The following is an 11,721-nucleotide window of genomic DNA, read 5'->3' as shown; positions in this document are numbered from 1 at the left end:
TTTACCCTAGGCCCGCATGATGCCGGCTCGAATTCAAAACGAGCGGGGCGCAGACGTGCGAACCTTCGACCTGACGGCGATCAAGGCCCGACTGACCTCGGGCGCCCGCGACGAAAGCGGCGCGGCGGCGATCATCTTCGCCATGGCGCTCGTCCTCCTTGCGCCGCTGACGCTCGGCGTCTTCGACATCTACATCGCCTCCAACCAGCGGCAGAAGCTGCAGGACGCCCTCGACGCCGCGGCGCTCTATGCGGCGCGCTCCAGCGCCCAGACCGAGACGGACATCAACGAGATCGGCCAGCGGGCGCTGAAGGCGAACCTGCAGTCCTTCACCGGCTCGGCGCTGATCACCTCCAGCTTCAAGCTCGACGGGGCCAAGGTGATCGGGTCGGCGGAGATGACGCCCCTGGCGCTCGCCGCGGGCTTCTTCCAGCACGGCAACGTCACCGCCACCTCCGAAGTGCTGCGCGCCATGGACCGCCTGGAAGTGGCCCTGGTGCTCGACAACACCGGCTCGATGGCCGGGACGAAGCTCTCGACGCTTAAGACCGCGGCCAAGGACCTGGTCGACAAGCTCGAGGCGGCGGGAAACCGCAGCACCGCGGACGACCCGATCAAGATCTCGCTGGTGCCCTTCTCCAGCACGGTGCGCGTGGCCCACAACGTCAGCGTCAAGAACTACAACACCTCGACCCACACCGGGCCGGACATCCCGCTCTGGATCGACCCCCAGGCCAAGGCCCACTGGGCGGCCGGGGTCGACATCTTCGATGTGCAGCACACCGACCGCTTCGGCGTCCTGAAGTCGATGAAGGGCGGCCAGGTTTGGGGCGGCTGCGTGGAGAGCCGGCGCCCGCCCTATGACGTGAAGGACACCGCCCCCTTCAAGAGCGACATGGCGAGCTACTTCGTCCCGTATTTCGCGCCGGACGAGCCGGACGACGACGAAGGCTACTGGTCGTTCGCCAACGACTATCTCAACGACGGCACCAATTCGTCGGACTGGAAGACCCGCCAGCATCGCACCGCCAAGTACAGCAACAAGACGCCGAGCGGGGGCGGCCCGAACGAGGGCTGCGACCTGCAGCCGATCAAGCGCCTGACCACCGACATGGACGGCCTGAAGAACGCCATCGACGACATGGTGGCCAGCGGCACCACCGACATCCCGATGGGGCTGGTCTGGGGCTGGCATACGCTCTCGCCGAACGCCCCGTTCGAGGACGGCGCCGCCTATGGCGCCAAGAACAACCGGAAGATCATCATCCTGATGACCGACGGCGACAACGTGAACAACACGACGGCCTGGTACAACTACAACGGCTCGTATTACGGCGGCCGCGCCTATCTGTGGCAGGGCCTGCTCGACGGCGCCAATGAGGGCTCGTCGGGCGCGGCGCGCACCCAGGCGATGGACAACCGGCTCGCCCTGCTCTGCGAGAACATCAAGGCCAAGGACATCGTCCTCTACACCGTGCGCGTCGAGGTGAGGACCGGCGACAGCGCCCTCCTGCGCAACTGCGCCACCGACCCCGAAAAATTCTACGACGTGCAGTACGTCTCGCAGCTGGGCGCGGCCTTCGACGCCATCGCCGGGTCCATCGACAACCTGCGGATCACGAAATAGGGGCGGGGCGGCGGCTCGGAGGCCGCCGCCTTCGCTCTCAGAGGGCGGCCTGTCGAGGCTGGCCCGCTTCGCCCTTCAGGCTCTCCCAGACCTCCTCCACCGTGGCCAGCAGGCGCTCGGCGGTGATCGGCTTGGTCACGTGGCCGTCGGCGCCCGCCTGGCGGGCGGCGAGGTCGTGTTCGGGCATGGCGTTGGCGGTGAGGGTGTGGATGCGCACGGGCGCTCGGCCCTCGGTGCGCTCGCGGCGCCGGATCTCGGTGATGGCGCTCAGCCCGTCCATGACCGGCATCTGCATGTCCATCAGGACGAGATCGAAGGCCTGGGAGAAGGCCGCCTCCACGGCCTCGGCGCCGTTTTCCACGCAGGTGAGATCGACGCCGGCCGCCTGGAGGATCAGCTCCACCACGCGGCGATTGGTCGGGTGATCCTCGGCCAGCAGGATCCGCATGCCATGCAGCGGGGCGGCGGCGGCGACCGGCTCGTCGGCCTGCCACATCTCCACGGCGCCGACGCCGCGGGGCAGGTCGAGGACCAGGGTGAAGGTTGCGCCTTCGCCCGGGGCGGAGGTGGCCGTCAGCGCTCCGCCCATGGCCTCGGCGAGGGAGCGGGAGATGGCCAGGCCCAGGCCCGTGCCGCCGAACCGCCGGGTGATGGAGCCGTCGGCCTGTTCGAACCGGCCGAACAGCCGGCGCTGGGTCTCGGCGTCGAATCCGATGCCGGTGTCGGCGACTTCGAAGGTCAGACGCGAGGCGGTCTCGCCGCGCTCGGCCCGGACGCGAAGGCGTACGCCGCCTTCGCTGGTGAACTTCACGGCGTTGCCCAGCAGGTTGCTGAGGATCTGCCGCAGACGGCAGGCATCGCCCAGATAGGCGCCGGTCGCCTCGGGCGCGATGTCGACCTCGAAGCGCAGACCCTTGGCCTCTGCGCTCGGCTGGAACAGGGCGGCGCAGGCGCCGACCGAAGCGGCCAGATCGAAGGGCTCGGGCCGCAGCTCCATGCGTCCGGCCTCGATGCGGGCGAGGTCGAGGATGTCGGTCAGCAGGGCTTCCAGCGTCTGGGCCGAGGATTCGATCAGCCCGACCATCTCGGCCTGCTGTGTGGTCAGGCCCGTCCGCGCGAGGGCGCCGGCCACGCCCATCACGCCGTTGAGCGGCGTGCGGATCTCGTGGCTCATATTGGCCAGGAATTCGCTCTTGGCGCGGTTGGCCGCCTCGGCGGCTTCCTTGGCCTTCAGCAGTTCGATCTCGCCACGCTTCTGCTGGTCCACGTCGCGGATGATGCCGACCACCCGTTCGACCCGGCCCCTGGCGTCCTTGAAGGCCGTGGTGGCGCTGCAGACCCAGCGATGCGGCTGACCCGGCCGGATCATCCGGTAGGTTTCGCGGAAGGGTTCGCCGCTCTTCAGGTGTCGCGACCAGGCCGCCTGCAGGCGCGGCCGGTCGGCCGGATGAACGCTGTCCCAGAGGCGGTTCTTGACCATGTCGAAGGTCGCGTCCGAGTGCATGGACGGCGCGCCGGCCGCAGAGAGTTCGCGGCGGGCATAGTCCATCTCCCACATCTGCAGGTCGCCGATGGCCAGGGCGAACTTCAGGCGCTGCTCGGAGCGTTGGGAGGCCTCGAGCGCCGCCACGGACTCGGTGATGTCCACCGACATGATCAGCAGGCCGGCGACCGCGCCCTCCGGGTCGCGCCAGGGCGCGATCTCGACGCGCAACCAGCGCCGCTCGCCGTTCGGCCGGCGGATCTGCACGCGTTCGTACTGGGCGGTCTTGCCGGTCAGGCACTCGTCATAGACCGCGCGCCACCGCTCGGCCGCCGGCGTGGCCTCGTAGAGGGTCTGGCCGGTGGGGTCGCTGACCTCGCGCTCCTCCCGCCAGCGCGGGCTGGCCTGGACGATGCGCATCTGACGGTCGGTGAGGCACAGGGCCACCGGCGCGCTCTGCACGAAGGCGACCATCAGGTCCTGCGCCGCCTTCGCCCGCAGCCGGGCATGGGCCAGATCGGAAACGGCCTGATGCCGGCTGCATTCGCCGGCGGCGATCGCGGCCAGGTCGCGGAGGGATTCGGCCAGGTCCTCATCATAGGGCCGCACCTCCGGCCCCGCGACGATCACCGCCCCCAGGGCCGTGCCGTCCGCCAGGACGATGGGCGCGCCGGCGAAGAACCGGACGCCCGGCTCCCCCACCACATAGGGATGCTCGGCCAGGCGCGGATCGAGCCGCGCGTCCGGCGTCCACAGGACATCGTCGGCCATGGCGACGACGCCGGCGAAGGACTTCTCCACGTCGATCTGCTGGGTGAAGTCGGCGTCGGCGCTGGCGTGCCAGGTGCGATCGCCGTCGATCAGGATCACATCGCCCAGGCCGCCGCCGATCAGGGCGCGGGACAGCTTGCCGATGCGCTGGAAGGTCGGCTTCAGCGCCGGGAGATCGAGACTCCCTACGGCGGCCATTCTTCGAGCCTGCGCCTGAAGGGCTGCGGGATACTCGACCATGGACGTCTGCTCTCCCCCGAACTGATCGAGAAAGGTCTGCCCGTGGCGGTTAAATTTCCGTGCCGCTCAATTCGAGGCGGCGCCGATCAGAGCAGTTTGATCTCCTTCAGCCGCTGGCGGAGGTAGCCGTCGGCGGTGATCGGCTCCGGGTAGCGGTCCGGGTGCTCGGCGTCGACGCAGCCCGGAAGGGTGCGGATCTCGTAGTCCGGATTGAAGTGCAGGAAGAAGGGGGTCGAATAGCGCGCCACGCCTCGCCGCTCCGGCGCCGGGTTGACCACGCGGTGGGTGGTCGAGGGCAGCCGGTGGTTGGTCAGCCGCTGCAGCATGTCGCCGATATTGCAGACCAGCGAGCCGGGCGGGGGATTGATGTCCAGCCAGGTCCCGTCGCGGCGCAGCACCTCCAGCCCCGCCTCCTCGGCGCCCAGCAGCAGGGTGATGACATTGATGTCCTCGTGCGCGGCGGCGCGGATGTGCGGTCCCTCGCCGGTCGTCGGCGGATAGTGCAGCAGGCGGAGAACGGAGTTGCCGTCATTGACCGTCGCATCGAAGAAGTGGCGGTCGAGCCCCAGATAGACGGCCAGGGCTTCCAGCACCTTCAGCCCCATGGCGTCGAGGGACTGGTAGAGCCAGCTCACGCCGGGTTGGAAGCCCGGAATCTCGTCGGGCCACACGTTCGGCGGCATGACGTCGGCATAGGGGTGGCCGGCCGGCAGGTCGCGGCCCATGTGCCAGAATTCCTTAAGGTCGTGGTGGGCTTCGCCCTTGGCCGTCTCCACGCCGAAGGGGGTGTAGCCGCGCTGGCCGCCCTGGCCGACCACATAGGCGCGCTTGGCCGGCTCGGGCAGGGCGAAGAAGGCCTTGGCCGAGGCCAGGGCGGAGTCAATGCCCGCCTGCGCCAGCGGGTGGTCGCTGATCACCGCAAAGCCGTAGCGGGCGAAGGAGTCGCCGAGCGCCTGCGAGAAGGCGGCGAAGTCGGTCTCGAACTGGCGGAACGAGACCGGCTGGATGGATTCGGTCGTCACGGAATACTCTTTTTCGCTGCGGGCGGGCGAAGCTTGGCCTTGGGCTGTGCGCCCGCCACAAATCGGCCTTATCGGAACTTCGAAGATTGGCCTAGCGTTGCCTTGAGCGACATCAACAACGGAGAAGCGTCATGCGTCATCTGACCGCGGTCTCGGCGAGCCTGGCGGGCGCCTTCGCCCTCGCCGCCTGCACCACCGTCGATCCCTATACCGGCCAGACGGTCCGCAACAACACCGGCACCGGGGCCCTGGCCGGCGCGCTCGGCGGGGCCGCGCTCGGCTACCTGACCAACACCAACAAGAGCTCCGAAGGCCGCAAGAACGCCCTCATCGGCGCGGGCATCGGCGCGCTCGCCGGCGCCGCCGCCGGCAACTACATGGACCGCCAGCAGGCCGAGCTGCGCCGCCAGCTCGCCGGCACCGGCGTGGACGTCACCCGTCAGGGCGACAACATCATCCTGAACATGCCGAGCGACGTGACCTTCGCCGTCGACCAGGCCGACATCCAGCCGCGCTTCTATCCCGTGCTCGACGACGTCTCGCGGACGCTGAACGCCTATCCGCAGACCCTGGTGGACGTGATCGGCCACGCCGACTCCACCGGCTCGGACAGCTACAACCAGGCGCTCTCCGAACGCCGCGCCGGTTCGGTGGCCAACTATCTGGTCAGCCGCGGCGGCGTGCTGCCCGACCGCCTCTACGTGGCCGGCCGCGGCGAGAGCCAGCCGGTCGCCTCGAACGAGACGGCCGAGGGGCGGGCCGAGAACCGTCGGGTGGAGATCATCCTGCGGCCCTATACGGGCTGACGCTCGCGCGGGGTCGGGGCGGCGGCGTCCGCTTCGGCCGCGTCCTCCTCCTGGCCGGCCAGAGCCATTTCCGACCGCAGCAGGCGCTCCATGGTCTCCCGCGATTCCCGGGCGGCGAGGATATAGCGCTCCTCCTGATCGGCCATCGGCATCAGCTTCTTGAAGAGGATGTTGTCGTGCCGGCGGAAGACGCCGGCCGCGCGGGTCGCGCGCCGGTCGCTGAAGCCGAGCTTCTCCAGAACCGACCGGCCGACCGACACCCCGGCCTCGAAGGTCTCGCGCTCCACCCCGTGCGCCCCGGCCTTCAGGAGCTGGTAGGCGTGCGGCCGGTCCCAGGCGCGGGCGACCACCGTCAGGTGCGGAAAGGCCTCGCGCGCGTCGCGGACGAGATCGATGGCCCGGTCCGGATCGTCGATGGCCACCACGAGAACCTTGGCCTTTTCGGCGCCCGCTGTGCGCAGCAGGTCGAGCCGGCCGGCGTCGCCATAGTGAACCTCGCGGCCGAACCGTCGCAGCATGTCGATCTGGGTGATGCTGGAATCCAGGGTCACCACCTTGAAATTGTTGCTGGTCAGCATCCGCTCGACCACCTGCCCAAAGCGCCCGAACCCGGCCAGGATCACATCGGGCGCGCCGTCGTCGAACGGATCGTCCTGCGGCTCCTCCTCCGGCCGTCCGGCGCCGGCGAGGACGAAGCGTTCGTGGAGGGCGAGCGCCACCGGCGTCAGCGCCATGGACACGGCGACGACCGCCGTCAGCAGCTCGGCGATCTCCGGCTCCAGCACGCCGGAGCCGACCGTCAGGCCAAGCAGGACGAAGGCGAACTCCCCGCCCTGGGCCAGGGCCACGGCCGTCGTCGCCGAATCCCGCGGACCGATGCGGAAGGCGCGCGCGACCCCGAACATCAGCGCCGCCTTCAGGACCATGAGACCGAGCACCAGGCCGACCAGAAGGAGGGGGCGCTCCAGGATGACGGCGAAGTTCACGCCCGCCCCCACCGTGATGAAGAAGAGGCCGAGCAGCAGGCCGCGGAAGGGCTCGATGTCGGTCTCGAGCTCGCGCCGGAACTCGCTCTCGGCCAGGACGACGCCGGCCAGGAAGGCCCCCAGGGCCGGCGACAGGCCGACCATCTGCATCAGCGCCGCCACCGCCACCACCAGCAGCAGGGCGAAGGCGGTGAAGATCTCGCGCAGCCGGGCCTCGGCGATGAAGCGGAAGATCGGCCGCACGAGATAGCGCCCGCCGAACACCACGGCCGAGATGGCCGCCAGGCTCGCCAGCGCCTGGGCCCAGGCCGGCAGGCCGCCCACCAGGCTGACCGCGTGATGTCCGCCGCCCTCGCCCGGCGGCAGGCTGGCCAGCAGGGGCAGGAAGGCGAACATCGGGATGACGGCCAGGTCCTGCAGCAGCAGGACGCCGAAGGCGCCTTCGCCCGCCGCCCCGCGCCGCAGGCCGCGCTCCTCCAGGCTCTGAAGGACGATGGCGGTGGAGGAGAGCGCCAGCACAAGGCCGATGGCGAGCGCCATGCGCGGATCGAGGCCGAAGGCGAAGGCGACGCCCCCGATGGCCGCGGCGGTGAGGAGAAGCTGGGCGAGACCCAGGCCGAAGATGGCCGTCCGCATGCGCCACAGCAGCGCCGGCCGCACCTCCAGCCCGATCAGGAAGAGCATGATGACGACGCCGAACTCGGCGAAGACCATGACGTCGGCCGCCTCGCCCACCAGGTCGAGGACAAAGGGCCCGATCAGAGCGCCGGCGATCAGGTAGCCGAGCACCGACCCCAGGCCGAGCCGCTTGGCGATCGGAACGGAGATGACGCCGGCCGCCAGATAGACCAGGGCCTGAATCAGCAGCGACTGGCCGTCCATGTGCATTCTCCTGTGGCGGGGCGGACGCCTGCGGGCGCGCGGACGTCACTGTGTGGCGGGCGCGCGCCGATCAGGCCCGCGGAATGAGTTGGAAAAAATTCACCGAGCGTAGAGATTTTCAAAACCCGCCCCGCGGCGTAAGGAAATGGGTATGGCAAACAAGGTTCGCAAAGACGCCGCCGAAGCGCTGGAAGACCTGCTTTTCGACGGCATGACCATCATGGCCGGCGGCTTCGGCCTGTGCGGCATTCCCGAACACCTGATCGCGGCGATCCGCGCGCATGGGGTGAAGGATCTCACCGTCATCTCCAACAATTGCGGCGTCGACGGCTTCGGCCTCGGCATCCTGCTGGAGAACCGCCAGATCAGGAAGATGATCAGCTCCTATGTGGGCGAGAACAAGCTGTTCGAGCAGCTCTATCTCTCCGGCGAGCTGGAGCTGGAGTTCAATCCGCAGGGCACGCTCGCCGAGCGCATCCGCGCCGGCGGCGCAGGCATTCCGGCCTTCTTCACCAAGACCGGCGTCGGCACTCTGGTGGCCGAGGGCAAGGAGGTGCGGGAGTTCGACGGCGAGCTCTACGTCATGGAGCGGGGCCTCACGGCCGACCTGTCGATCGTGAAGGCCGACATCGGCGATACGGCCGGCAACCTCGTCTTCCGCAAGACCGCCCGGAACTTCAACCCGATGATGGCCACGGCCGGCAAGGCCACGGTGGTCGAGGTGGAGCGCCTGGTGGAGCCGGGCGCCATCGATCCCGACCACATCCACACCGCCGGCATCTATGTGGACCGGATCTTCGAAGGGACCGCCTTCGAGAAGCGTATCGAACGCGTCACCACGCGCGCCCGCGCGCCGGAAGGCGCCGCGGCGGGGGAGGAAGTCTGATGGCCTGGACCCGCGAACAGATGGCCGAGCGCGCCGCGCGCGAGCTCAAGGACGGCTTCTACGTGAACCTGGGCATCGGCATTCCGACGCTGGTGGCCAACTACATCCCGCCGGGCGTCGAGGTGACCCTGCAGAGCGAGAACGGCATGCTGGGCATGGGACCCTTCCCCTTCGAGGGGGAGGAGGATCCCGACCTCATCAACGCCGGCAAGCAGACCATCACGGCCCTGCCGACCTCGGCCTTCTTCTCCTCGGCCGACTCCTTCGCCATGATCCGCGGCGGCCATATCGACCTCTCCATCCTGGGCGCCATGCAGGTGGCCGCCAATGGCGACCTCGCCAACTGGATGGTGCCGGGCAAGATGGTGAAGGGCATGGGCGGCGCCATGGACCTGGTGGCCGGCGTCAAGCGCGTGGTCGTGGTCATGGAGCATGTGGAGAAGTCCGGCGCCCCGAAGCTGAAGGACGCCTGCACCCTGCCTCTGACCGGCCAGGGCGTGGTGGACCTGCTGATCACCGACCTGGCGATCTTCGAGGTGAACCGCGGGCGTACGCCGCTGCGTCTCCTGGAACTGGCCCCCGGCGTCGCGCTGGACGAGGTCCGCGCCAAGACCGAGGCGTCCTTCGAGGCCGCCGGCGCGTAACCTTTCCAGGGCGTGGCGCGTAGGTCCTCCCCGGGGGCTTGCGCCGCGCAAGCGAAAGGACGCCGTGATGAAGACCCACAGCCTCGCCGCCATGGTGCTCGCGCCGCTGGCCCTGGCCGCCGCCTCGGCGGCGCCGGGGGCGGCGCCCGCCCAGGCCGGAACCGCGACCGCCGTGTTCGCCGGCGGCTGCTTCTGGTCCACCGAAAACGACCTGGAGAAGGTCCCGGGCGTCCGCGACGTGGTCGTCGGCTATACCGGCGGGACCAAGGCCAATCCCACCTATCGCAACCATGCGGGCCACCTGGAGGCCGCAAAGGTCACCTATGACCCGGCGAAGATCAGCTACGAAAAGCTGACCGAGGCCTTCTTCCGCCACATCGACCCGACCGATCCGAACGGCCAGTTCTGCGATCAGGGGCCCTCCTATCGCACCGCCGTCTTCGTCGAAGGCGCGCAGCAGCGCGCCGCGGCCGAGAAGGTCAGGGCGCAGGTGGCGAGGACGCTCGGCAAGCCGGTGGCCACCGAGATCCGCCCGGCGGCGAAGTTCTGGCTGGCCGAGGCCGGCCACCAGGACTTCGCCGAGAAGAACCCCGGACGCTATCAGGCCTACAAGATCGGCTGCGGCCGCGAGCGGGCCCTCAAGGCGGTGTGGGGAGGCCGGTGAGCGGATCGCGCGGCCGGCGCTCGTAGCCCTCGGCCAGGAACAGCTCCGCCCGGCGGCTGCGTTCGCTGTCCAGCCGGACATTGACGATCTCGGTGTCCGACACGCTGCGGAAGTCGGCCTTCATCTCGGGGGTGAAGTCGGGCTCCACGCTGATGGCCAGGACCCGCCCGCCCTCGGTCCCTGCGAGCGGCGCCTCGACCTCGGCCTGGTTCTGTGGATGGGCGGTGCGCACCCACATGCGCAGCGGCGCGGCGTCCGGCCGGGCGAAATAGTCCCGCCCGTAATAGGCCGCGGCGTTGAACATGAAGCGGTCGTCGACGGCGACGGCGTCCAGCGACAGGTCGTGCATGGCCCGGTCGGTCAGGGCCTCGGTCAGCTGCGACCAGCCCTTGGCGCGCTTGAAGGCGTTGGCCATGCCCATGCGGTCGGCGAGCTCCGGCGAGAGCACGAAGGCCAGGAAGAGGGCTGCGACGACCCCTTGCGTCGCCAGCGCCCCGATGAACCAGCCGCGCGCGCGCCAGCGCAGCAGCCAGGCGGCGACCAGCACGACGCCGGCGGCATAGCCGGCCGCCGCCCAGTTGGCGTTGGCCCGGCTGATCAGGGCCTGGACCGCGACGATGATCATCGGCGGGGCGGCGAAGCACAGCAGCAGCAGGTCCTGCCGCGTCAGTCGGCGGCGCAGCGCCATCACGACGCCGCCTCCGGCCAGGACGGCGAAGGGGATGGGCCCGAAGACGCCGAACTGCGAGGCGAGATAGTCGAGGAGTTCGCCGGGATTGAAGAGCTCCGCCGCCGCCCAGTTGGCGTTGGCCGCGGTGTGCTGGACCGTGGAGAAGCCGTGGGCGGCGTTCCAGACGAGGTTCGGGGCCAGCACGAGCAGCAGGGCGCCCAGGGCCGCCGCGACGGTCGGCGGCGACCAGACCTTCCGCGCCTCGCGATCGGCGACGAGGTGCAGGGCCACCCCGATCAGGGCGTACACGGCGGCATATTTCGAGAGAAAGGCGAGGCCGAGCAGGGCGCCCGCCCCGGCGGCCGCGACCAAGCGTCGCGATCCGTCCGTCTGCGGAAGGAAAACGTAGGCGGCCAGGGCCCCGGAGAGGAAGCAGAGCAGCGCCGCGTCGGTGGCCACCACCGCCGCCGAGAGCTGCACGCCGGGCGTCAGCAGATAGAGGGCGCAGGCCGCCAGCCCCGTCTGCGGACCGTACAGCCGGCGGCCGATCAGGAAGACGAAGAGGGCCGCCGCGGCCTGGAACAGAGGCGCCGAAAGCCGCACGAAGGGCTCGGAATCACCCCCCAGCGCAGTGGTCGCCCAGATGCCCCAGGCGACCATGGGAGGCTTTGAAAAATAACCGAAATCCAGCGTCCTCGACCACAGCCAGTACTGGGCTTCGTCGGGGTAGAGCTCGAGCGGCGTGACGAAGAGCGCCACCAGGCGCACGACCGTCAGGGCGAGCGTGATGGCCAGGGCGGCGCGCCAGGCGGCGCGGGCGGGATCGGCGGTCTGCGACAAGCTTGGGCTCCAAAAGCGCGCGGACCGTTGCTCGCCCGGAGGGCGATGTAAAGGCCGCGGCGCCCGTCACTGTGGCGCCGTGACAACAGGCGGCCTGCGTCACAAATCCATCACCAACAAACGGGAGAGTTGACGGTATAGAGCGCCGGACTCGGAGCGCCTGTGCGTATGCCCGCTCCGGTTCTCGATGGAGAGGGGAA

Annotated in this window: 9 protein-coding genes; 5 read left to right on the top strand and 4 right to left on the bottom strand. The window is 69.6% G+C overall.

Annotation, left to right across the window (positions count from 1 at the left end; translation table 11 throughout):
- Window positions 1-55: 55 nt before the first annotated feature.
- Window positions 56-1,627, top strand: a complete 1,572-nt coding sequence (locus tag H2041_RS07710) for a pilus assembly protein (protein WP_293411234.1) — start codon at window positions 56-58, stop codon at window positions 1,625-1,627.
- A gap of 37 nt (window positions 1,628-1,664) precedes the next feature.
- On the opposite strand, the gene H2041_RS07705 is transcribed toward H2041_RS07710, so the two are convergent.
- Both H2041_RS07705 and H2041_RS07700 read right to left on the bottom strand, forming a co-directional pair.
- Window positions 1,665-4,079: an ATP-binding protein gene (locus H2041_RS07705; RefSeq protein WP_293411231.1), complete on the bottom strand. Its 2,415-nt coding sequence runs from the start codon at window positions 4,077-4,079 to the stop codon at window positions 1,665-1,667.
- A gap of 128 nt (window positions 4,080-4,207) precedes the next feature.
- The gene (locus tag H2041_RS07700) at window positions 4,208-5,143 is read right to left on the bottom strand and encodes a 2-oxoglutarate and iron-dependent oxygenase domain-containing protein (protein ID WP_293411229.1); all 936 of its coding nucleotides are present in this window, start codon (window positions 5,141-5,143) and stop codon (window positions 4,208-4,210) included.
- A 131-nt stretch (window positions 5,144-5,274) separates the two neighbouring features.
- Between H2041_RS07700 and H2041_RS07695 the strand changes: the two genes are divergently transcribed.
- The gene (locus tag H2041_RS07695; RefSeq protein WP_293411227.1) at window positions 5,275-5,949 is read left to right on the top strand and encodes an OmpA family protein; all 675 of its coding nucleotides are present in this window, start codon (window positions 5,275-5,277) and stop codon (window positions 5,947-5,949) included.
- On the opposite strand, the gene H2041_RS07690 is transcribed toward H2041_RS07695, so the two are convergent.
- Window positions 5,937-7,817 carry a monovalent cation:proton antiporter-2 (CPA2) family protein gene (locus H2041_RS07690; protein ID WP_293411225.1) on the bottom strand — a complete coding sequence of 627 codons (1,881 nt, stop codon included), beginning with the start codon at window positions 7,815-7,817 and terminating at the stop codon, window positions 5,937-5,939. The genes H2041_RS07695 and H2041_RS07690 overlap by 13 nt on opposite strands.
- A 151-nt stretch (window positions 7,818-7,968) precedes the next feature.
- On the opposite strand from H2041_RS07690, the gene H2041_RS07685 reads away from it, so the two are divergent.
- The 3 genes from H2041_RS07685 (at window position 7,969) to msrA (ending at window position 10,011) form a co-directional block, all read left to right on the top strand.
- Complete coding sequence (locus H2041_RS07685; RefSeq protein WP_293411223.1) at window positions 7,969-8,703, top strand: CoA transferase subunit A; 735 nt, start codon at window positions 7,969-7,971, stop codon at window positions 8,701-8,703.
- Window positions 8,703-9,347, top strand: coding sequence for a 3-oxoacid CoA-transferase subunit B (locus H2041_RS07680; protein WP_293411221.1), 645 nt, complete (start codon window positions 8,703-8,705; stop codon window positions 9,345-9,347). Before H2041_RS07685 ends, H2041_RS07680 begins: the two co-directional genes overlap by 1 nt.
- Before the next feature lie 67 nt (window positions 9,348-9,414).
- The gene (gene msrA, locus H2041_RS07675; RefSeq protein WP_293411219.1) at window positions 9,415-10,011 is read left to right on the top strand and encodes a peptide-methionine (S)-S-oxide reductase MsrA; all 597 of its coding nucleotides are present in this window, start codon (window positions 9,415-9,417) and stop codon (window positions 10,009-10,011) included.
- On the opposite strand, the gene H2041_RS07670 is transcribed toward msrA, so the two are convergent.
- Window positions 9,986-11,521: a glycosyltransferase family 39 protein gene (locus tag H2041_RS07670; protein WP_293411217.1), complete on the bottom strand. Its 1,536-nt coding sequence runs from the start codon at window positions 11,519-11,521 to the stop codon at window positions 9,986-9,988. The two genes, msrA and H2041_RS07670, sit on opposite strands and share 26 nt — an antisense overlap.
- Between the last annotated feature and the right edge of the window lie 200 nt (window positions 11,522-11,721).

It is taken from the genome of Phenylobacterium sp. (assembly GCF_013911965.1).
Classification (GTDB): domain Bacteria; phylum Pseudomonadota; class Alphaproteobacteria; order Caulobacterales; family Caulobacteraceae; genus Phenylobacterium.
Note: the sequence above shows the minus strand (reverse complement) of the source record. Positions and strands in the feature narration are given on the sequence as shown.